Source organism: Lysinibacillus sp. NPDC096212 (genome assembly GCF_044763105.1).
In the GTDB taxonomy this organism is placed as follows: Bacteria; Bacillota; Bacilli; order Bacillales_A; family Planococcaceae; genus Lysinibacillus.
In genome coordinates this window covers 302,321-323,567 of record NZ_JBIWFQ010000001.1, presented here as the reverse complement: position 1 = coordinate 323,567, position 21,247 = coordinate 302,321, and the positions used below count along the sequence as shown (strand labels likewise).

The following is a 21,247-nucleotide window of genomic DNA, read 5'->3' as shown; positions in this document are numbered from 1 at the left end:
TTTATCATGGGTTCAATAATTTGTTAAAGGTCTATTCACGTATTAAGTGTTAAAATGTCAAGTTTTTTTTAAAAAAAGTGGTGGAAAGTGGGGGGATGTGGTACATTATTTAATAAAGTGGGGTGAATAGCATGTTCATGGGAGAATATCAACACTCTGTTGATGCGAAAGGACGACTAATCGTGCCCGCAAAATTTCGTGACGCCTTAGGTGAAACGTTTGTTGTAACACGCGGACTTGATAATTGTTTATTTGGCTATCCTATGGATGAATGGCGAAAACTCGAAGAAAAATTAAAGGGCTTACCGATGACCAAAAAGGATACACGTGCATTTGCAAGGTTTTTCTTTTCTGGGGCAACGGAAGTAGAGATAGACAAGCAGGGGCGCATTAACATTCCTTCAACTCTTATGCAGCATGCACATCTTGTAAAAGAATGTATCGTGTTAGGAGTTTCGAATCGAATTGAAATATGGGCGAAAGATGCTTGGGAAGCTTACTTTAGTGAGTCGGAACAATCCTTTAATGAAATTGCAGAAAATATGATTGGCTTTGATTTCTAAATTTTTTTTAGTTAAGGCCAGAAGGGAGCGAGTGGTATGTTCGATCATACAACCGTGTTATTAAAAGAAACTGTTGATGGGTTGAACATCGATCCTGATGGTGTATATGTGGACTGTACGTTAGGTGGAGCAGGACACAGTGAATATTTAGTACAACAATTATCTGAAAAAGGGCGTCTAATTTGCTTCGATCAAGATATGACAGCTATTAACAATGCAAAAATTCGATTGGCGCCATATATTGAGCGTGTGACATTTGTTCATTCGAATTTCCGCTATTTAAAAGAAGAGCTATTAGCGCTTGGTATTGAGCAAGTTGATGGTGTTTTATATGATTTAGGCGTATCTTCACCTCAGCTTGATACACCAGAACGTGGCTTTAGTTATCACCATGATGCGCCTCTAGATATGCGCATGGACCAAACGGCACCACTTACAGCATTTCATGTTGTGAATGAATGGGCATATGAAGATTTAGTACGTATATTTTTCCGTTATGGAGAAGAGAAATTTTCCAAGCAAGTTGCTCGTAAAATCGAAGAAGCACGTAAGGTGGCACCGATTGAAACAACCGGCCAACTTGTAGAACTTATTAAAGAGGGTATTCCAGCAGCGGCTCGCCGTAAAGGTGGACATCCAGCGAAGCGCATATTCCAAGCAATACGAATTGCTGTTAACGATGAGCTAGGCGCGGCAGAGGATTCATTAGTCGATGCGATTGATATGATAAACGTAGGTGGACGCATTAGTGTCATTACGTTCCATTCATTGGAGGACCGCCTATGCAAGACTATTTTTAAGGAAGCGTCATCATTACCGGAATTACCACCGAATTTACCAGTGATTCCAGATGACATGAAGCCAACTTTAAAGCTTATCACGAGAAAGCCGACTCTTCCTTCTGATGAAGAATTGGCAGTAAACAATCGTGCTCGTTCAGCTAAGCTTAGAGTGGTGGAGAAAATTAACGACAAAGGGCGTGAGTAAATGGCAGCAGTTCGTGTAAGGCAGCACCAGCAACAACAAGTGCAACAACCGATAACACCCCCTAGTCCACAACCCACTATCATACGTCGCAAAAAAACGAACCAGAAGTTTGAAAAAACAATGCTAATTTTTTTAGTTAGCATTGTTGCTGTATTATCGGTACTAGTTTTGAACAAGCAAGCAGCAATTCAAACGACAAGCATGGACATTCAAAAAATCGAAACTGAAGCAGGAGAGATTGCAAAAAAGAATGTTGACTTGACAGTTCGTGTGAGTGAACTTTCTACATACGACAACATATGGAAAAAAGCTAAAGAACTCGGTTTAACTCAAAATGAGAAAAATGTAAAGGTAGTGCCGGGAGAATGAAAAAAAAGAGATTTCGATTCCAATGGGGAGCCTTTCTATTATTAATTTTTTATGGAGGGCTCTTTTTTCTATTATTCTCAAGAATGTTTATGTTACAGGCGACAGGTGAAGTGGAAGGACAAGAGCTTGCGGCAAGAGCAGCAGCGAAATATAGCAAAGAAAGTGCAATATCAGCAAGCCGTGGGAAAATTTACGATACAAATGGACAAGTTATCGCGGAGGATACACTTAGTTATCGACTAATCGCAGTCGTCAATAAACAAGCCACGACGGATGCAAAAAACCCTCGACATGTAGTAGATGCTGAAAAAACTGCGAAAATATTACATGAATATATTCCTTCTATGGATGAAGAAAAAATCTATAAGCAGCTTACTAGGTTGAAAAGTGATGGTACAAAGCCTTATCAAGTTGAATTTGGTAGTGCGGGTCGTGGAATAAGCCATGAGATTATGAGTAAAATCAAAGCGGAGAAATTACCGGGGATTTTATTTGTAAACGATTTAAAACGTTATTATCCAAATGGTATATTCGCCTCGCACTTAATTGGTTTTGCACTAAAAGAGGAAAATGAGGATGGTACGTTCACGACAAAAGGGAAAATGGGTCTTGAGCTTACTTATAACAAAGAACTAACCGGAAAAGACGGTAAGGTTGAATATGAGACAGATGCTTTCAGTTATTTATTGCCGAATAGTGAAAAAATGGTGACACCTGCGAAAAATGGTGATGACATTTATTTAACACTAGATAAAACTATTCAAAGCTTTTTAGAGGAAGCGATGACAGCGGTTGAAAAGGAATATAACCCTGAAGCGATGACAGCTATTGTGGCAGATCCGAAAACTGGTAAAATCCTTGGGATGTCACAGCGACCTACGTTTAACCCTGATACACGTGAAGGCGACAACATGAAATGGTTGAACGAGGCTATTGAAGAGACTATAGAACCAGGCTCGACGATGAAAACATTCACACTAGCCTCGGCTATTGATACAGGGGCGTGGGATCCAAATGCGTGGTATCAATCAGGAACATACTGGGTTTTTGGCGAGCCTATTAGAGACCATAATAATGGGAATGGTTGGGGTACGATTCAATATTTAGAAGGATTCCAGCGTTCATCCAATACTGCAATGGCTCACCTTCTAAAAAGAATTGGTAATGATGTCTTTTTTGACTATTTAGATCGATTTGGGTTTGGTAAAAAAACAGGTATTGATTTACCGAATGAAGCATCGGGAAAACTTTTATCGAGATATCCAGTAGAACGAGTGACAACAACGTTCGGTCAAGGTTCTACAGTAACGCCGATTCAGTTAATTCAAGCAATGACAGCGATTGCGAATGACGGGAAAATGATGCAACCCTATGTCATAGATCGTATCGTTGACCCTTCGACGGGAAAAACGATTAAAAAGCATGAGCCGATTGAAAAGGGACAACCAGTTTCAGCCGACACAGCGAAGCAAGTAAAAGAAATCCTTGCGTCTACGTTAACAGCTAAGTATGGTACGGCGAAGGATTTTACCCTTGATGAATATGAAGTAGCAGGGAAAACAGGTACTGCCCAAATTCCACTAGGAAATGGTAATTATTCATGGGGAGCAAATCAATTTCTGTATTCTTTCTTAGGGATGGCTCCTGCAGATAACCCTCAGCTCATCATGTATGTCTCTGTAAAGAGACCAAAGCTAAAGACAGGTGAACTCGGTTCTGTACCAGTTTCAAAAATATTTAACCCTGTTATGTTAAATAGCTTGAAGTATTTAAATGTTAATCCAGAAGATGTAAAGCATGTTGACGATACAAAAATACAAGATTACACAGGTCAAAGTGCTGAGGCTATACAAGTAGAGCTTGCGAACGATGGTCTACAGCCAGTTATTGTTGGTAGTGGCGGTAAAATTATTGATCAATATCCAAAAGGTCCTCAAAAACTTGTAAAAGGTAATTTTGTATTTTTAAAGACTGAGGGTGATATAACGTTGCCAGACTTCACCAATTGGTCGTTACGTAATGTACTTGCTTTTAAGACAATGGCAAATTTAGAAATTGAAGTTGTTGGAGAGGGCTTTGTAGATAGTCAAAGCGTCTCGGCAGGTACGGTAATTTCAGATAGTTCACCGATTGTCGTGAAGCTGAAAACGCCAGCTGAAAGCTTTAAGCAAGATGTAGAGACCCCACCTGAGGGTGAAACAACTGAATAAACCCTGAATAGAAGCCCACTTTATTTCATACGTTGTAAAAAACAAGGTGTGATGTCGAATGAAGTGGATTTCTATCCATTCTAAAAAGCGATTGCGTATTTTATATGTATTGTTTATGTTTGTAGCTGTTGCGGTTGTTATTAGGCTTGTCTTCTTACAAGTATTAGATCAAAAAGATCTGACAAAGAAAGCCGAAGAGAATTGGGACCGAGAAATTCCTTTCGCCAATGAGCGAGGGCATATTACTGACCGTAAGGGGAAAAATATTGTCACAAATAAGCTTGCGCCAACTTTATATTTCATGCCTTCGCAAAGTAAGGATATTGAAGGAGCGGCAGCGAAAATTGCACAAGTTTTGGGAGTAGATGAACAAAAGCTGTTAAAAAAAATGAAGGAAAAAGAATACTTAGTAAAGCTGGCACCTGAAGGAAAAAACATTCCCTATGAAAAAGCAGTAGAGTTACAAGGTATGCAGATTGAGGGATTATATAGTGGTGTCGATTATTCAAGGGATTATCCATACGGTACCCTACTATCTCGTTTTTTAGGCTTCACAGGTTATGATGCCCAAGGTTTAGCAGGAATTGAATATGAATACGATAAGTTGTTACAGGCTAATTCTTCTGCAATACGGATCTTTACAGATGCGAAAGGAAATAATTTACCGAACGTAAAGAGCGCCTGGAAGGCTGGTGAAGATGGTGCAACGATCGAGCTAACGGTAGACGTAGATGTACAACAGGTAGTCGAGCGTGAGCTGTCACAGGCAATGGAGCGTTATGATGCTGACCAAGCAATGGCGATTGCCATGAATCCAAACACTGGCGAGATTTTAGCGTTATCCTCATATCCAACTTTCAATCCGGCAGCATATCAAACGGTAGAGCCTGCTATCTACAATCGGAATTTACCAGTTTGGATGACATATGAGCCAGGGTCGACGTTCAAAATTATAACTCTTAGTGCTGCTTTAGAAGAAAATGTAGTGGATTTAGAGAAGGATACTTTTTATGATCCAGGCTATTCAATGGTTGCAGGAGCAAGATTGCGCTGTTGGAAGCGTGAAGGTCATGGTTCTGAAACCTTCCTTGAAGTTGTAGAAAATTCTTGTAACCCTGGTTTTATTGAATTAGGTCAGCGAATAGGTAATGAAAAACTACTACAATATGTTAAAGATTTTGGTTTTGGCCAAAAAACAGGTTCTAACATCGCTGGCGAATCTTCAGGGATTCTATTCTCCAAGGATTCTTTTGGACCAGTTGAGCAGGCCACAACTTCATTTGGCCAAGGTGTTGCCGTTACACCAATTCAGCAAGTGCAAGCAGTAGCCGCAGCAGTAAATGGGGGCAAGCTTTATACGCCATATGTTGTGAAGAAAATTATTAATCCTAATACTGGAGAAATTATAAAAGAGACTAAACCGGAAGTTAAAAAACAGGTTATTCGTGAGGAGACGTCTGCAAAGGTACGAGGTGCATTAGAATCTGTTGTAGCAAAGGGCTCAGGACGTCAAGCTTACCGAGATGGATTACGAATTGGTGGCAAAACAGGTACAGCGCAAAAGGTAGAGAATGGTCGTTATAAAGACGGTGAATATATTGTATCGTTTATTGGCTTCGCACCTGCGGATAATCCGCAAATTGTCGTTTATGTAGCAGTAGATAACCCGAAAAAGGGAACACAGTTTGGTGGTGTGATAGCAGCGCCAATCGTTGGTCAAATTATTGAAGACGTTGCACCTTTTGTTGGCATTGAAAAATCGAAGGAACAGCTTGAAAAGGATTATCGTTGGGGTGACCCAATCACTGTGAAGGTACCAAGTTTTATTGGTCAAACGAAGGACGATATTGCCAAGCAACAATATCCATTCCGTATTGAATGGCATGGAGAAGGAACTAAAATTGGCAATCAACTGCCTGAAGTGGATAGTGTTATTAACCAAGATGGCACCATTCACCTTTATTTAGAGAACTAATATAACTTTACCTTTAAAAAATGGGAAAGAACCACTATTATAATGAAGGGTAGTAATAAATACATGAAAGTTTGTGCTTTTTTCTTCAAGAAGAAAGTGAAACAAGATTTAAAGGAGATTTTTCAATGAAACTCGCAACAACACTTACCATTTTAGCTCTTGCTTTTATAGTAACAGTTATCCTGGCACCAATTAGTATTCCACTTCTTCGCCGATTAAAGTTCGGTCAAAGTATTCGTGAAGAGGGACCACAATCCCATATGAAAAAAGCTGGTACACCAACAATGGGGGGCATTATTTTCTTACTTGCCATTATCCTCACTACTGTTGGTGTAGGTAGCTTTTTAGATTTATTTACATCATATACCTTCATACTGTTATTAGTATTAGTAGGGTTTGGGGTAATCGGCTTGTTAGATGATAGCTTAAAGGTTGTTTTTAAACGTAACCTAGGACTAACATCACTTCAAAAGCTTATTGGTCAGATTGTCATTGCGGTCTTGGCCTATTTCTTACTAAATGTAGGATCGTTTGATACAACACTTGCTATACCATTTACAGATTGGACGATCGATCTTGGTATTTTCTATGTAGCCTTTTTAATTTTCTGGTTAGTGGGCTTCTCGAATGCAGTAAATTTAACAGATGGATTAGATGGACTTGTAGCAGGTACTGCATCTATTGCCTTTGCAGCATTTGGTGTTATTGCTCTGTTCCAAGATCAAGCTGATATCGCCTTATTTACATTTGCGGTAACGGGTGCATTACTAGGATTTTTACTTTTTAATGCGAATCCTGCAAAAGTATTTATGGGGGATACGGGTTCGTTAGCATTAGGCGGAGCTTTAGCCATGGTCTCTGTTTTAGAAAAAGCAGAATTCCTACTGTTATTAATTGGATTGGTGTTTGTTATTGAAACATTATCCGTTATTTTACAGGTAGGTAGCTTCAAACTTCGTAAAAAACGTATTTTTAAAATGAGTCCTATTCATCATCATTTTGAATTATCAGGTTGGTCAGAATGGAAGGTAGTACTTGTCTTTTGGTCAACTGCTTTAGCAGTAGCATTGATTGCAGTTTTATCGGAGGCGTTCTTATGAGAAACTTTTCAGATTTACAACATAAAAAAGTCCTTGTTTTAGGTCTAGCTAAAAGTGGTGTGGCTGCAGCTGAGATTTTACATGAGCTCGGCGCCTTTGTGACGGTCAATGATTCCAAACCATTTGATGAAAGTCCAGATGCACAAGGTCTATTGCAAAAGGGAATTACGGTTATTTGTGGCCGTCACCCAGAGGATTTACTTGATGAAGGCTTTGAAATAGTAGTGAAAAATCCAGGGATTCCTTATAGCAACAAAATAGTAGCAGATGCAATAAACCGTGGAATCCCCGTATGGACAGAAATTGAGCTTGCCTATTTAATTAGTGAAGCGCCGTTTATCGGTATTACGGGATCAAACGGTAAAACAACTACGACAACAGTAATTTTCGACATGCTGAATAACGGTGGTTTAAAACCATTAATTGCAGGGAATATAGGAACAGTCGCATGTGGTGTTGCAAGAGAAGCACAAAAGGATAATGTAATTGTTACAGAGTTATCATCTTTCCAATTAATGGGCACAAAAACTTTTAAGCCGAAAATTGCTATATTAACAAATCTTTATGATGCGCATCTTGATTATCATGGGACGTTTGACAACTATGCAGGAGCTAAGTTTGGTGTTACACGTAATCAAGATGAAAGCGATTATTTTATCTATAATGCTGATCAGCCGATTGTTGTTGGCTATGCAGCACAATCAAAAGCTAAAAAGGTACCATTTAGTTCTAATGGACGTACGGATGAAGGAATTAGTGCGGATGATACAACAATTTACTGGCAAGGCGAGCCTTATCTAGATCGAGCAAATATTGCTTTGCCTGGTAAGCATAATTTAGAAAATATTTTAGCGGCTGTCGCAGCTTGTATTTTAGTCGGCTGTGACAAAGCTAAAATGGAAGAAGTTTTAGCGAAGTTTGGGGGAGTTCGTCACCGTACTCAGTTCGTACGTGAATGGAACGGCCGCAAGATTTACAATGACTCAAAAGCAACAAACTGCTTAGCGACAAAAAGTGCTTTAGATGCATTCCAAGCACCAGTTATTTTACTGGCAGGTGGCTTAGATCGAGGACATTCGTTTGAAGAATTACGTCCATGCATGAGCCATGTAAAGGGTGTTGTTGCCTTTGGAGAAACAGGACTACGCTTTGTAGAATTTGCAAAATCATGTGGTGTACAACAAACTGTCATTGCCCAAAATGTTGAGGATGCAGTACATTACGCGGCGCCAATGTCAGCAGAAGGCGATGTTATTCTATTATCTCCAGCATGTGCAAGTTGGGATCAATATGACAGCTTTGAAATACGAGGCGATGTTTTTATTGATGCTGTAATGAAGCTGTAATGAGCTTGTAACTATTTTAGAATATACTTGACTTGGAAGGATGGCAATACTGAGAGGGAAAGAAAGCTATTTATTGCTCGTCACAACATTGATGCTTTCTATAATCGGCATTATTTTCGTCTATTCTGCAGGTACCTATTGGAGTGCCGTTCATTATAGTGGAAAAATGCCGTTTTATATGAAGCAAAGTCTATACTTTGCGGTAGCTATTGTAGTGTTTTTAATCACTATTCGATTAAATATTTTGAAAGAGCAGTCCTTTTGGAAAATGGCCTATATATTTTCGTTAATTTTACTAGTCCTCGTACTTATACCAGGAATTGGACTAGTTCGAAATGGTTCTCAAAGCTGGATTGGCTTAGGTCCTTTAACAATTCAGCCAGCAGAGCTAACGAAAATTACAGTCATTGTATACATGAGCCATATTTTAGCGCAGCATAAAACTGGTACGTCGATTATTAATTGGCGGCATGGATTGATTTTATTATTGCCTGTTGTACTTATTATGCTACAGCCTGATTTTGGGTCAGTTTTTATTCTCGTAGTGTCTGTGTTTTTATTGTTTTTTGTGGCAGGGTATCCTTTAAAGCTTTATGCGATGTTTATGGTTGTTGGGATTGCTGGATTAGTAGGCTTGATTGTCACAGCGCCATACCGACTAAAGCGGATTCAGGCATTTATCGATCCGTGGGTCGATCCTTTAGGTAGTGGGTTTCAGGCTGTACAATCATTAATGGCTATAGGTCCTGCTGGAATTTTCGGGCATGGTTTTGGACAAAGTAGGCAAAAGTTTTTATATTTACCCGAACCACAAAATGACTTTATCTACGCAATAATTCTTGAAGAGGTTGGATTGCTTGGTGGACTTGTTATTTTAGCACTTTTCGTACTGGTGATTTATGCAGGCTATAAATTTGCAGTGCGGGCTAAAACAAGAACATCATATTACGCAATCATTGGACTAGTAACAATGCTGGCGGTACAAGCATTTCTAAACATAGCAGTCGTGATTGGCTTAGTTCCTGTAACAGGTGTTACATTGCCTTTTATCAGCTATGGAGGAACATCTTTAGTAACAATGTGGCTAATAATAGGTATTATTTATCAATTAGCGAAATAAATATAAAGGAGGAGTACTTTTTTGGAGAAAGTAATTGACATAGAAGATCGCATACCTACGCTAAAAAAGCGACGAAAAAAGCGTACAAATCGGAAATTTATAGTGCTAATATTACTTTTCTTTATCGTGTTAGCAGTACTCCTTTATTTTCAATCTCCTTACAGTAAAATCAACAACATAACAGTCAACGGTGCTCGATTAGTAGAAGAACAATATTATATGAAGACAAGTACTCTTAAAACTGGGAAGTCGATGTGGGGATTTAAAGTAGAAGACGTAGAGGAAATATTACTAAAGGATAAATGGGTGAAAGAAGCACATGTTAAACGTAATTGGCTTCAAGGCGTGACAATAGAAATTAAAGAATGGAAAAAGGTTGCGTACTTAGCTGGTGACGGTACTTATTATCCATTGCTTGAAAATGGCAAGCGCTTTGAACAAGCTGGGGATGATATCCCGATTGATGCACCTGTATTTATCGGCATAACTGGCGAAAAGACAATTAAGAAGCTGGTCAAGCAATTAGCTCAATTAAATCCAGAAGTATTAGCATTAATTTCTCAAGTCAATACAAATAGTAATGAGACAAATCCTAATGCAATCAAGCTCTATATGAACGATGGCTACGAAGTTCGTGCTGTTATTCAAACTTTAGCAGAAAAACTAAATCATTACCCCTCACTTGTAGCGCAAATTCCAAATTTGGAAAAGGGGGTTATCGATTTAGAGGTCGGCTCGTATTATCGCCCTTTCAATAATGAGTACAACCAAGCAAACCTTGATATGGATAAAGATGCGGCCAACCAGGAAGTGAAAAAAGATGAACAACAAGAAAAAGAATAGCAAAGAAAATTTCTTTTCAAGAAAACAATTTCAGTTGCTTATCGTTTGTATAACTATGGGGTTTATCATTGGCTATTCCTACAACCAGGCAAAAGATAATCGAGATGCAGGTTCGACTAATAAGAAGCTTTTCGAACAAGAGGATTCTTATCGTGAGGAGTTAATTGCACAGCAAGAGCGCAATAAAGAATTATCAGAAGAGGCGAATGCTTTGCAAGAAAAAATTCGCAAGTATGAAAAATCATTTGTCGCAAGCAAAAAGGATTATACAAAGCTTGTTGAAGAAGCAGAGGATTTACGTTTATTGTTAGGCGATTTAAATTCAGAAGGAAAAGGGATACGTATTACCCTTCAAGATGGTGATTACAATCCAAAGTCCGCTAATCCTAATGATTATATCGTGCATGAAAGTCATATTTTTAAATTGCTCAATGAGCTTAAAATTTCTGGTGCGCAAGCAATTGCTATTAATGGTCAACGTGTTTTGGCGAATTCTTATATACGCTGTAATGGACCAGTCATCACTATTGATGGCAAGCAACATCCAGCTCCATTCGTCGTCGAAGCTGTAGGAGATTCAGCAACGTTAATAGCTTCCTTAAACTTAACTGGTGGCGTTGTGGATCAATTATTAAACGACAATATTGTTGTTTCATTAGAAGAAGATCAAAAGCTTACAATGCCAAAAGCAAAAGTAGAAAGTTAAACGATTACTAGTTAATATTTACAGATTAAATTTGGTTATAGCCTCTAGGTAGCTTATAGATAATTTTGCATAATTCAAGATCTAAGGCGTAAATCTGTGAGGGGTTACGATACGTCTAGGAGGGGCTATTTTGAAAAAAAATATGTTTACCCGAATAACGATCGTGCTATTTATTATCGGTTTGATGATAGCGGTACAATACAATACCATAAAGCAACCAGCTGAGCGAGATACACGAGATATTTGGGCCATAAGAGAGGAATTAGCAGAAGAGAAGCAAAGGCATTCCGCATTATTAGCAGAAATTCGCTCACTTAATGAAGTAGTGGGTCGCTATGAGCAATCTGAGAAAGCAAATTTACAGTCAGCATTAAATGAAACGCTGAATCGTTTAAAACTACAGGCCGGGCTAACAGAAGTCACAGGTCCAGGAGTTATACTTCGAGTTGAACCAGCACCCGAATTAGTTGAAATGGGGTTTGAAATCAAAGAAATTACACCTGATTTACTAACCCAATTACTAAATGCTCTGTTTAAAAACAATGCAGCGAGTGTCTCGATAGATGGAAACCGCGTTGTTCAGACGACAGCCATTCGAGACATAAATGGAAAGACTACAGTGAACAGTGTACCACTGTCCGCACCACCCTTTGAAATTTATGTTGGGACAAGCTCTTTTAAAGAAGCTCAAAAAATGTACAACTCGTTACAAGCTTCTACATTTATCGATTCCTTTTATTTGGATAACTTTAATTTAATAATAGAGGAACCAACTGAGCATTTAACAATCCCAGCATTTGAGCAGCCATTGACAAATGATTATTTAACAGAGGTGGAAAAAGGAGAATAATATATGTGGCTACCATTTTTAGGTTTGATATTTGGACTTGCCCTTGGCTTGTTAACAAATATACAAATACCCTCTATATATGAAAATTATCTGTCAATAGCTGTTTTAGCAGCTTTAGATACATTATTTGGCGGTATTCGTGCTCAATTACAGCAAGTATATGACGATAAAGTATTTGTGTCAGGATTCTTTTTTAATATAGCTTTGGCAGCGGGATTAGCCTTTTTAGGTGTGTATTTAGGGATAGATTTGTATTTAGCTGCTATTTTTGCCTTCGGAGTACGTTTGTTCCAGAATATAGCAATCATTAGGCGTATTTTACTAACTCGCTTAGATGAGAAACGTCACAAAAGGAACAAAAATTCCATAGAATGAGAGAAAAATTGAGCAAAATACTCGATTTGCTTAGACATTATGCCGAATTTACAATAGAATGAGAATAAGAGCATTTTTTCAAGGAGGTGCAGCTAATTGAATCAGCAAGATTTATATATTTCTCTTGATATAGGGTCTTCCTCTATCAAGGTATTAATAGGTGAAATGAGCGACGGCCAATTACATGTAATTGGTGTCGGAAATGTAAAATCGAATGGAGTTCGAAAAGGTGCAATTGTTGATATTGATGCAACAGTTCAATCGATTCGAAAAGCAATAGAGCAAGCTGAACGAATGACAGGGTATCAAATTAATGAAGTCGTTTTAGGGGTTCCTGCTAACCAGACGATGTTACAGCTAGTTAAAGGTGTTGTCGCTGTAAATAGTGAAAATAGAGAAATTACAGATGATGATTTAGATAGAGTGGTAGAATCTGCACAAGTCATGTCAATACCTCCTGAACGTGAATTAGTAAATATTATTCCAAGACAATTTATTGTGGATAATTTAGATGAAATCAAAGATCCACGAGGTATGATTGGTATTCGTTTAGAAATGGATGCCACAATGATCACAACTTCCAAAACACTTTTACACAATGTATTACGTTGTGTAGAACGTGCAGGTCTAAGTATTCGAGAAATCTATTTACAACCATTAGCAGCAGGTTACTTTGCATTAACAGAGGATGAAAAAAACCAAGGTACCGCTTTCATTGATTTAGGAGGCGGTTCAACGACTATCACAGTATTCGAAGAAGGACTGTTAACTCATACGGGTGTCATTCCAGTTGGTGGCGATCATATTACGAAAGATATTTCAATCGTCTTAAAAACCCCAACAGAACAGGCAGAACAAATTAAACATCAATTTGGACATGCCTTTTATGATGACGCATCAGATGATGAACTCTTCGAAGTACCGGTTGTAGGGACAGATTCAACAGATCAGTACAGTCAGCGCTTTATATCAGAAATAATTGGCGCTCGTTTGGAAGAATTATTTGAGTTAGTCATCGACGAGTTAGCCCGTCTAGGTGTTAGAGATTTACCAGGCGGTGTTGTTTTGACAGGAGGCGTTGCAAAGCTTGAGGGAATTGCTCAACTGGCACGCCAGATTCTGCAAACACGTGTTAGAATATATACACCTGACTATATTGGCGTTAGAGAGCCTTCATTTACGACGGCAGTTGGACTTATTCGTTACGCCTATTTAGAAGATGATTTTTATGGAAAAGGTACTAATACGCAGCCTATTGAATATGCAGTTGTAGGATCCCCTACAGCCACACCTAAGAAGCAAGAATATGCTGCACCTTCAGAATCAAAAGGAAGCGTAATCGGAAGAGCAAAAAAATTATTTGATAAATTTTTTGATTAACTTCTTTCAGCAGAAGTCTCCCACCTCTATAGGTGGTGAGAGATGAATGCGGATTTAAGCTACTTTTCAGCAGATGTCCAAACACCTGCTGAAAGAAGTTAATGCCTCCGGCGGATGTCACGGAATCGGAAAGGAGTTCTTTGTGCCAGCACAAAGCCGATTCCGGACGCAATTATACCGAGGCATAATTGATCTTGAATGCGTAATGAATGATACAGAGTCGAGTTACCGTGGGAGGAAAAAGAAATGTTAGAATTTGATACAAGTGTTGATCAACTTGCAGTAATAAAAGTCATTGGTGTTGGTGGCGGCGGTAACAACGCTGTCAACCGAATGATAGAACATGGTGTACAAGGTGTTGACTTTATCGCAGTAAACACAGATGCACAGGCGCTAAATTTATCGAAAGCAGAAATAAAGCTACAAATTGGTACAAAACTTACACGTGGATTAGGTGCAGGTGCAAATCCTGAAGTAGGGAAAAAAGCTGCTGAAGAGAGTCGTGAACAATTAGAAGAGGTTCTACGTGGGGCAGATATGGTATTCGTTACAGCTGGAATGGGCGGAGGAACTGGTACCGGTGCCGCGCCAGTAATCGCACAAATTTCTCGCGATTTAGGAGCTCTTACAGTCGGTGTTGTAACGCGTCCATTTACGTTTGAAGGTCGCAAACGACAAACACAAGCTATCGGTGGTATTGGTGGCATGAAAGAGTCTGTTGATACTTTAATCGTCATTCCGAACGACAAGCTATTACAAATTGTCGATAAATCTACGCCAATGCTAGAGGCCTTCCGTGAAGCAGATAATGTTTTACGACAAGGTGTACAAGGTATTTCAGATTTAATTGCAACACCAGGTCTTATTAACTTAGACTTTGCAGACGTAAAAACTATTATGTCTAACAAAGGTTCAGCGTTAATGGGTATTGGTATTGCTACAGGTGAAAACCGTGCTGCAGAAGCAGCTAAGAAAGCTATTTCAAGTCCTTTACTTGAATCATCAATTGATGGCGCTAAAGGTGTCCTCATGAATATTACTGGTGGCTCAAATCTTAGCCTATTTGAAGTACAAGAGGCTGCAGATATTGTAGCATCAGCATCAGATGAAGAAGTAAATATGATTTTCGGTTCTGTTATTAACGAAAATCTAAAGGATGAAATTATTGTGACAGTAATTGCGACTGGTTTCTCAGAGGAAGCTCTACAGCAACAGCGTAATGTTACAAGACCGACGTTAAATGCAAATAGAAATGCTGCACCGCAACAGCAAGCTCCGATTCGTGAGCAACGTCAAGAGGTGCACGTACAACAAGAGCAACCACGTCAAAACCAACAAAATTATGTACAGGATGACACGCTTGAGGTACCAGCATTTTTACGTAACCGTAAAAATCGCGGATAAATCAGCATCCAACCTTCTAAAAAGCTCGTATTTTACATTATGTGAAATACGAGCTTTTTGTGTTGATATGAAACATTAAATAAAGTATGGCTTTTCTGCAAAACGAGGGGTTGATTTCCGTTCCGACTGAGCGCTTTGTGCTTTCGCACAGAGCAGAGCTTCCTGGGGGTGTCCGATGAGCCGCTTTGTTGCTGCCGCTACGTTAGCACTACGCTTTCGCACAGAAAACATTCGCTTCGCTGCAGAGTCTCGGGCCAACAGATGTTTTTTGCGCGAAAGCGAAGCGGCAGCAGCACCGATGTTGGTCATGAAGGCGTTATCACAGGACGTGATGGTTTTAGCCTTCGTTCCTCTATTTGATGATCCCCAAGGAGTCGCTCAGTCTTCACTCCAATCAACCAATTCACATGACATACCTTTTAACAAAATGACATCCAACTTTTTAGTTTTATCGAAACACTTTCAGGAATTATCGCCCAACTTTTAAATTTTATCGACTAACTTTCACGTTTTATCAACCAACTTTTAATTTTTATCGACATCCACCTTCAAAAGAGCAAAAAAAGGATTCATTATGTAGCCTAGTCGGAACGTAAAGCAACTGATTCACATGGCAACAGCAATAGTGGAGGAAACGGCTCGACGTCGCCTCTCAGAAAAGCGGCGAATAGCCTGAACAGAAATCATCCTCATATAAAACGCTCCAACATTCGTAAAAATCTCCCTGACCATTTTCAACGTCTAAAAAATTAATTATGTTCAAATGTGTAAGGAAAAGATGTATTTTGTCAAAACATTTTAATGAAATGATGCGATTGTTTGACAATATTTGTGGGAGTAACATGCTAACTTTGTATGTAGGAGGCGGCTGTTATGTATGGAGAATGGCTGGTGCTCATTAATACACTTTTTAATCTAGCGATACTCAAGTTTACGGCAAAAGTAACAGGGGTTTTTGTAAAGAACACGAGATTATTAATGAGTTCTATTTGTAGTAGTTTTGTAGCTGTAATAGGTGGACAAATGCTGTTGACGACGCTACTGAGCTTTATCTTACTGATTGGACTAGCTTTTCGCTTCAAGATTCGAAGCTTTCAAAAGCAAGGACCGATCGTTTTAACAGCAACAATTATTATTGGTGGATTATTAACAGCATTACAACCGTATTTAAAGAATCTTTCTGTTGTCCATTTTATAATTATTTGCCTACTATTAGCTGTTGGTAATCTTGTAGCTTTTTATAAGCAATGGGGATTTGTAAAGCTTGAGCGGTTAAGTGGTCAGTTTGTGTTTGATACAACGTTAAAAATTTTTGATGTAAAGATACCGCTTTCTGCATTTGTGGATACGGGAAATCAAGCGATTGAGCCACTTTCAGGAAAACCTGTTCACTTTGTCTCTTATTCAGCATTACGTCCACATTTACCTGCAGCATTTAGCAAATCATTGTTAGAATGGCAAGAAACTGATCCGTATAATGTATCCATGTTTTCAGAAGATTATCAGCGTTACATTCGATTTATTCATGTCAATACAGTACAACAGCAATCGGTTGTATTAGGTTTTCGCTTTGAAGAGTGGCATATAAAGGGGGAGCACTCACAAGTGAAATCGAATGAATATATCGTTTTAACAAAAAAGGCTAAAAATTTTCCACATAGCACAGCAGCAATTTTACATTTTTCAGCGCTTTCAAATAACTCATAGAGGGGGAGAACTATTGCTTCTTAGGCTACTTGCTAGCTTGAAAAAATTTTGGAGTAAGTTTCGGAGTCGTGAAACGTACTATATAGGGGGAAATGATTCATTGCCAGTGCCATTAAGTCGAGAAGAAGAAGTTACAGTCATTGCATCCTTTATGAATGGTGATTTACGTGCTAGAGATACACTAATTGAACGTAATTTACGTCTTGTTGTTTATATTGCTAGACGTTTTGATAATACGGGTACGCCGATTGAGGATTTAATAAGTATTGGCTCTATCGGTTTAATAAAGGCGATTGAAACGTTCAATACAGATAAAAATATTAAGCTTGCCACATACGCATCTCGTTGTATTGAAAATGAGATTTTGATGCATTTACGTAAAACAAGTCGCATGAAGGGTGAAGTTTCACTAGATGAACCATTAAACTCTGATGCTGATGGAAATGAGTTGTTATTGTCTGATATTTTAGGAACGGAAGAGCATATTATTTTAGACAATGTAGAGAAGAAAATTGAGCGTCAACATATGTTTCATGCCATAAATTTACTAGGTGCACGTGAACGATATATTATGGAATGTCGTTTTGGTCTCAATGGAAAAATTGAAATGACTCAAAAAGAAGTTGCTGATCATTTAGGCATTTCGCAATCTTATATTTCCCGATTAGAGAAGAAAATTATTCAAGATTTACGTGAAAATCTGAATCAGCCAATATCTTAGGGAGGGAAATTTAACCTACCTAAAATTGGTCGTAGCTTTTGTGCATATTCTCGTTTCTCTCGGACAAACTGATGTAACGGTTTAGTCAGAGAATAACATCCGGAGGAATCGAATATGCGAACTAAAGTTGATCTTTGCGGCTTAGATACATCGACTTTGCCAATTTTAAAGCACGAGGAAATGAAGGAACTATTCATTCGTTTACAAGCTGGAGAAAATGAGATTAGGGAAGAGCTTGTAATGTGCAATTTAAGGTTAGTGCTCAGTATAGTCGGTAGATTTGCCTACAGGGGTGAACAGGCAGATGATTTATTTCAGGTAGGCTGTATTGGCCTCATGAAAGCTATTGATCATTTTGATTTGAAGCATAATGTACGATTTTCAACATATGCTGTTCCAATGATCATTGGTGAAATTCGTCGCCATCTGCGTGATCATCATGCATTGCGCGTTTCTCGTTCTCTAAGAGATATTGCATACAAGGCAATGCAGGCAAAAGAACAATGGATAACCGATAATTTACGAGAGCCAACAATTGAAGAAATTGCTGAGATGATTGACATGAAAAAGGAAGATGTTTTATTTGCTTTAGATGCCATTCAAGACCCAGTTTCCTTACAGGAACCCATTTATTCAGACGGTGGAGACGCTGTTTATATGATGGACCAATTACGTGATGATGATGTATCAGAAGATCAATGGGTTGCCTACGTGTCAGTGAAGGAAAGTTTGCAAAAGTTAGATGATCGTCAACAAATGATTGTTGCAAAGCGTTTTTATTACGGTGAGACACAAACTGAAATTGCAAAAGAATTGGGGATTTCTCAAGCGCAAATTTCACGTCTAGAAAAAAATGCAATCGAAACAATGCAGAAAGATTATAAGTAAAAAAACAATGCGCATCCGAATTCAGGGTGCGCATTTTATTTATATCAATGGTATAAATTAAGTAGGGCAGGGGTTGATTTCCGTTCCGACTGGGCGCTTTGTAGCTGCCGCTTCGCTTTCGCGAAGAGCAAAGCTTCCTGGGGCGCCCGATGAGCCGCTTTTACGTTTTATCTACCAACTTTTAAATTTTATCTACCAATTTTCATGTTTTATCTACCAACTTTTAAATTTTATCTACCAACTTTCACGTTTTATCACCTAACTTTTAATTTTTATCGACATCCTCCTTCAGAAGAACAAAAAGGATTCACACACAAAACTGTGAGTGAATCCTTTTACTTTTTTATGTTGCCCAGTCTCGACTCCAATCAATTCATTAGTAAGTGTCTTTTAGCATTTCACTCTTTAATTTATAGTGATAGTATGCAAAATGTTTGCGCAGCAGATGTACAATAACATTCTCTATTCTGTTTGATTATGGTAAGTGGCCATAGCGTTCATTCTTAATTGCATAAATTAAAAGTACTGCACTATCATTGATTGGAATGGAAGGCTACTCGACTCTCATGGGAAAAGCGAGACAGGTGAGACCCTGCACGGAGCGGATGTTTTCTGTGCGAAAACAAAAGCGGAGGAAGCGGCTCGACGCTCGCCCACAGGAAAGCGAGTAGTCTGGAACGGAAATTACCTCTTCTTTTTGCCAAAGAGAGATTCCTTAATCAATTCATGTTCATTTAAACAACAATAAACACATAAATATAAAGAGAAAACATAGTTTGTTGAGATAAAACGATGTTGAGAGTAATTGATTTAGGGAGGGATAAAATGCGTTTCTCAATGTTACAGCAAAAAGAAGTTATTGAAGCAGGCAATGGACGCTTTTTAGGATTTGTGGTAGATGCAGAGGTATCCAAAGAAACAGGCTATGTAACGGCTTTTATGATTGCTGAACCCCGTAAATATCTAGGCTTTTTTCGCGGAGAAGAATCTGTTAGGAAAGTGTATATGAAAGATGTACTTGTAGTGGGGAAAGATGTAATTTTAGTAAAAGCATTATCCTAAAGAGAAAAATATTTTGCATATTAAAATATTTAAGCAATTTTAAAGCATAGGTAGGGTATAAGGACTTTCACATAGGTCAGGCTATTCATTGATAATTCAAGCATTGCTTGTTACAATAAAAGAAACTATTGTTGTAAAGTTGGGAAAAACATTGACAAAAATCTTAGCAAATTTGAAGAAAATTAATGATCTTATACAAACAGCAAAAAAACGTGCAAATCGTGAAACAGAAAAAGTCCAAATTATTGCAGTGACAAAAGAAGTTTCTGTAGAAAGAACACAAGAAGCAATTGATGCAGGGCTTATACATTTAGGTGAGAACCGTCCTGAAGGCTTAAATCGTAAAATTGAAACGATTCAAGCTGATGTACATTGGCATTATATCGGGTCTTTACAAACACGTAAGGTCAGACAAGTTATTAACAGTATTGATTTTTTACATTCATTAGATCGTTTAGGTTTAGCGCAGGAAATTGAAAAAAGAGCAGACAAACCTGTCAAATGTTTTGTACAAGTTAATGTATCTGGCGAAGAAGCAAAACATGGTTTATCGATTGAAGAAGTTCTGCCTTTTATTGAATCATTAAAGGATTTTACAAAAATTCAAGTTGTTGGTTTAATGACAATGGCACCAAACACAGATGAGGATACAATTATTCGCTCTGTTTTTAAGCAATTAAAACAATGTCAACAGCAAATAGCCGAGCAAGGATTCGCGCACGCTCCTTGTACCGAGTTATCAATGGGCATGTCTAATGACTTTGAAATTGCGGTAGAAGAAGGGGCTACATTTGTTCGAGTTGGAACGGCTCTTGTTGGAAATGAAAGAAGGGAACAGGATGAGCATGAAAAATAAAATTAAAAATTTCTTTTATCTTGAGGAAGAACTAGAAGAAGAAATCACGCAAGCTCCTATTCAACAGCAACAACCCGTACAACAACAGCAACAGATTCAATCTGCGAAGCCTAAAAAAATGATGAAGGAGCGTAAAGCACCGGTTCAGGAAATTTTTCCGCAAAGTACAACACCTACAAACAACATAGTAAGTTTGCAGGCAGCCATGAATTCTAAAGGCGCAAAAGTTGTCTTAGTTGAACCTAGAGTTTATGCCGAAGCTCAGGATATTGCGGAACACTTAAAAAATAAGCGTGCAACGATTGTCAATTTACAACGTATTGAGCGAGAACAAGGTGTACGGATTATTGATTTTTTAAGTGGCACAGTTTATGCGCTTAGCGGTGATATTCAAAGAATCGGTAAAGATATTTTCCTATGCACACCTGATAATGTAGAAGTGTCTGGCGAAATTTCGAATTTTATTTTAGACGATAATTAATAGCGAGGATTGTAGTTTATATGGATTTATGGATAATTCTAGGTTATATATCATTAGCATTTAACGTGTATTCTTATATGTTAGTTGGATATGTTTTAATGTCATGGGTGCCTGCTGTACAAGATTCAGCAATTGGCCGTTTCCTTAAAAAAGTATGCGAGCCTTATTTGGGGATTTTCAGGAAATTCATCCCTCCAATCGGGATGATTGACATTTCACCAATTGTGGCAATTTTTATGCTTAATTTTATTAAAAATGGGCTTTTTATTGTAATTCAAAAAATATACTTTATGTTTTAATATAA

22 protein-coding genes are annotated in these 21,247 nt (G+C 38.3%); all 22 read left to right on the top strand.

Annotation, left to right across the window (positions count from 1 at the left end):
* Window positions 1-131 precede the first annotated feature (131 nt).
* The 22 genes from mraZ (at window position 132) to ACIQ7T_RS01405 (ending at window position 21,242) form a co-directional block, all read left to right on the top strand.
* Window positions 132-563 (top strand): division/cell wall cluster transcriptional repressor MraZ, encoded by a 432-nt coding sequence (gene mraZ, locus ACIQ7T_RS01510; RefSeq protein ID WP_402868235.1) that lies wholly within the window; start codon window positions 132-134, stop codon window positions 561-563.
* Between the two features lie 36 nt (window positions 564-599).
* Window positions 600-1,550, top strand: a complete 951-nt coding sequence (gene rsmH / locus ACIQ7T_RS01505) for a 16S rRNA (cytosine(1402)-N(4))-methyltransferase RsmH (protein WP_402868233.1) — start codon at window positions 600-602, stop codon at window positions 1,548-1,550.
* Window positions 1,551-1,919: a cell division protein FtsL gene (gene ftsL2 / locus ACIQ7T_RS01500; RefSeq protein WP_370075325.1), complete on the top strand. Its 369-nt coding sequence runs from the start codon at window positions 1,551-1,553 to the stop codon at window positions 1,917-1,919.
* A complete protein-coding gene (locus ACIQ7T_RS01495) occupies window positions 1,916-4,129 on the top strand; it encodes a penicillin-binding protein (RefSeq protein WP_402868231.1) in 2,214 nt (737 codons plus the stop codon). The genes ftsL2 and ACIQ7T_RS01495 overlap by 4 nt, the downstream gene beginning before the upstream one ends.
* 58 nt (window positions 4,130-4,187) lie before the next feature.
* The gene (locus tag ACIQ7T_RS01490; protein ID WP_402868229.1) at window positions 4,188-6,104 is read left to right on the top strand and encodes a stage V sporulation protein D; all 1,917 of its coding nucleotides are present in this window, start codon (window positions 4,188-4,190) and stop codon (window positions 6,102-6,104) included.
* Window positions 6,105-6,229: 125 nt separating this feature from the next.
* Entirely contained in the window at window positions 6,230-7,204 is a 975-nt protein-coding gene (gene mraY / locus ACIQ7T_RS01485; protein ID WP_402868227.1) for a phospho-N-acetylmuramoyl-pentapeptide-transferase, read from the top strand.
* Window positions 7,201-8,550 carry a UDP-N-acetylmuramoyl-L-alanine--D-glutamate ligase gene (gene murD / locus ACIQ7T_RS01480; protein ID WP_402868225.1) on the top strand — a complete coding sequence of 450 codons (1,350 nt, stop codon included), beginning with the start codon at window positions 7,201-7,203 and terminating at the stop codon, window positions 8,548-8,550. The genes mraY and murD overlap by 4 nt, the downstream gene beginning before the upstream one ends.
* A gap of 40 nt (window positions 8,551-8,590) precedes the next feature.
* Entirely contained in the window at window positions 8,591-9,670 is a 1,080-nt protein-coding gene (ftsW, locus tag ACIQ7T_RS01475) for a putative lipid II flippase FtsW (RefSeq protein WP_370075320.1), read from the top strand.
* A 21-nt stretch (window positions 9,671-9,691) separates the two neighbouring features.
* Window positions 9,692-10,513, top strand: a complete 822-nt coding sequence (locus tag ACIQ7T_RS01470; RefSeq protein WP_402868223.1) for a cell division protein FtsQ/DivIB — start codon at window positions 9,692-9,694, stop codon at window positions 10,511-10,513.
* Window positions 10,491-11,219 carry a DUF881 domain-containing protein gene (locus ACIQ7T_RS01465; RefSeq protein ID WP_370075318.1) on the top strand — a complete coding sequence of 243 codons (729 nt, stop codon included), beginning with the start codon at window positions 10,491-10,493 and terminating at the stop codon, window positions 11,217-11,219. The genes ACIQ7T_RS01470 and ACIQ7T_RS01465 overlap by 23 nt, the downstream gene beginning before the upstream one ends.
* Window positions 11,220-11,349: 130 nt before the next feature.
* Window positions 11,350-12,069 carry a DUF881 domain-containing protein gene (locus ACIQ7T_RS01460; RefSeq protein WP_370075317.1) on the top strand — a complete coding sequence of 240 codons (720 nt, stop codon included), beginning with the start codon at window positions 11,350-11,352 and terminating at the stop codon, window positions 12,067-12,069.
* A 3-nt stretch (window positions 12,070-12,072) separates the two neighbouring features.
* Window positions 12,073-12,444, top strand: coding sequence for a small basic family protein (locus ACIQ7T_RS01455; RefSeq protein WP_370075316.1), 372 nt, complete (start codon window positions 12,073-12,075; stop codon window positions 12,442-12,444).
* Between the two features lie 96 nt (window positions 12,445-12,540).
* Complete coding sequence (gene ftsA, locus ACIQ7T_RS01450; protein ID WP_370075315.1) at window positions 12,541-13,824, top strand: cell division protein FtsA; 1,284 nt, start codon at window positions 12,541-12,543, stop codon at window positions 13,822-13,824.
* A gap of 246 nt (window positions 13,825-14,070) precedes the next feature.
* Window positions 14,071-15,228, top strand: a complete 1,158-nt coding sequence (gene ftsZ / locus ACIQ7T_RS01445) for a cell division protein FtsZ (RefSeq protein WP_370075314.1) — start codon at window positions 14,071-14,073, stop codon at window positions 15,226-15,228.
* A 175-nt stretch (window positions 15,229-15,403) separates the two neighbouring features.
* Window positions 15,404-15,715, top strand: a complete 312-nt coding sequence (locus ACIQ7T_RS01440) for a hypothetical protein (protein WP_370075313.1) — start codon at window positions 15,404-15,406, stop codon at window positions 15,713-15,715.
* Between the two features lie 386 nt (window positions 15,716-16,101).
* Window positions 16,102-16,935, top strand: coding sequence for a sigma-E processing peptidase SpoIIGA (locus tag ACIQ7T_RS01435; protein ID WP_370075312.1), 834 nt, complete (start codon window positions 16,102-16,104; stop codon window positions 16,933-16,935).
* 13 nt (window positions 16,936-16,948) lie between these two features.
* A complete protein-coding gene (gene sigE, locus ACIQ7T_RS01430; protein WP_049668349.1) occupies window positions 16,949-17,656 on the top strand; it encodes an RNA polymerase sporulation sigma factor SigE in 708 nt (235 codons plus the stop codon).
* Window positions 17,657-17,770: 114 nt separating this feature from the next.
* Window positions 17,771-18,544, top strand: coding sequence for an RNA polymerase sporulation sigma factor SigG (gene sigG, locus ACIQ7T_RS01425; RefSeq protein ID WP_142507543.1), 774 nt, complete (start codon window positions 17,771-17,773; stop codon window positions 18,542-18,544).
* An 825-nt stretch (window positions 18,545-19,369) separates the two neighbouring features.
* The gene (locus ACIQ7T_RS01420) at window positions 19,370-19,606 is read left to right on the top strand and encodes a PRC-barrel domain-containing protein (RefSeq protein WP_049668351.1); all 237 of its coding nucleotides are present in this window, start codon (window positions 19,370-19,372) and stop codon (window positions 19,604-19,606) included.
* Between the two features lie 151 nt (window positions 19,607-19,757).
* Window positions 19,758-20,462: a YggS family pyridoxal phosphate-dependent enzyme gene (locus ACIQ7T_RS01415; RefSeq protein WP_370075311.1), complete on the top strand. Its 705-nt coding sequence runs from the start codon at window positions 19,758-19,760 to the stop codon at window positions 20,460-20,462.
* Window positions 20,446-20,943 (top strand): cell division protein SepF, encoded by a 498-nt coding sequence (locus tag ACIQ7T_RS01410; RefSeq protein ID WP_370075310.1) that lies wholly within the window; start codon window positions 20,446-20,448, stop codon window positions 20,941-20,943. Before ACIQ7T_RS01415 ends, ACIQ7T_RS01410 begins: the two co-directional genes overlap by 17 nt.
* A 20-nt stretch (window positions 20,944-20,963) precedes the next feature.
* The gene (locus ACIQ7T_RS01405) at window positions 20,964-21,242 is read left to right on the top strand and encodes a YggT family protein (RefSeq protein ID WP_370075309.1); all 279 of its coding nucleotides are present in this window, start codon (window positions 20,964-20,966) and stop codon (window positions 21,240-21,242) included.
* Window positions 21,243-21,247: the final 5 nt, after the last annotated feature.

What these genes read in the sequence shown, in the direction of transcription:
- ACIQ7T_RS01405 (WP_370075309.1), top strand. Translation starts at nt 20,964, where the DNA reads ATGGATTTATGGATAATTCTAGGTTATATATCATTAGCATTTAACGTG.
- rsmH (WP_402868233.1), top strand. Translation starts at nt 600, where the DNA reads ATGTTCGATCATACAACCGTGTTATTAAAAGAAACTGTTGATGGGTTG.
- ACIQ7T_RS01420 (WP_049668351.1), top strand. Translation starts at nt 19,370, where the DNA reads ATGCGTTTCTCAATGTTACAGCAAAAAGAAGTTATTGAAGCAGGCAAT.
- ACIQ7T_RS01440 (WP_370075313.1), top strand. Translation starts at nt 15,404, where the DNA reads ATGAGCCGCTTTGTTGCTGCCGCTACGTTAGCACTACGCTTTCGCACA.
- ACIQ7T_RS01410 (WP_370075310.1), top strand. Translation starts at nt 20,446, where the DNA reads ATGAGCATGAAAAATAAAATTAAAAATTTCTTTTATCTTGAGGAAGAA.
- sigG (WP_142507543.1), top strand. Translation starts at nt 17,771, where the DNA reads ATGCGAACTAAAGTTGATCTTTGCGGCTTAGATACATCGACTTTGCCA.
- ftsZ (WP_370075314.1), top strand. Translation starts at nt 14,071, where the DNA reads ATGTTAGAATTTGATACAAGTGTTGATCAACTTGCAGTAATAAAAGTC.
- mraZ (WP_402868235.1), top strand. Translation starts at nt 132, where the DNA reads ATGTTCATGGGAGAATATCAACACTCTGTTGATGCGAAAGGACGACTA.
- ftsW (WP_370075320.1), top strand. Translation starts at nt 8,591, where the DNA reads ATGGCAATACTGAGAGGGAAAGAAAGCTATTTATTGCTCGTCACAACA.
- ACIQ7T_RS01455 (WP_370075316.1), top strand. Translation starts at nt 12,073, where the DNA reads ATGTGGCTACCATTTTTAGGTTTGATATTTGGACTTGCCCTTGGCTTG.
- ACIQ7T_RS01495 (WP_402868231.1), top strand. Translation starts at nt 1,916, where the DNA reads ATGAAAAAAAAGAGATTTCGATTCCAATGGGGAGCCTTTCTATTATTA.
- ACIQ7T_RS01435 (WP_370075312.1), top strand. Translation starts at nt 16,102, where the DNA reads ATGTATGGAGAATGGCTGGTGCTCATTAATACACTTTTTAATCTAGCG.
- ACIQ7T_RS01490 (WP_402868229.1), top strand. Translation starts at nt 4,188, where the DNA reads ATGAAGTGGATTTCTATCCATTCTAAAAAGCGATTGCGTATTTTATAT.
- murD (WP_402868225.1), top strand. Translation starts at nt 7,201, where the DNA reads ATGAGAAACTTTTCAGATTTACAACATAAAAAAGTCCTTGTTTTAGGT.
- mraY (WP_402868227.1), top strand. Translation starts at nt 6,230, where the DNA reads ATGAAACTCGCAACAACACTTACCATTTTAGCTCTTGCTTTTATAGTA.
- ACIQ7T_RS01465 (WP_370075318.1), top strand. Translation starts at nt 10,491, where the DNA reads ATGAACAACAAGAAAAAGAATAGCAAAGAAAATTTCTTTTCAAGAAAA.
- ftsL2 (WP_370075325.1), top strand. Translation starts at nt 1,551, where the DNA reads ATGGCAGCAGTTCGTGTAAGGCAGCACCAGCAACAACAAGTGCAACAA.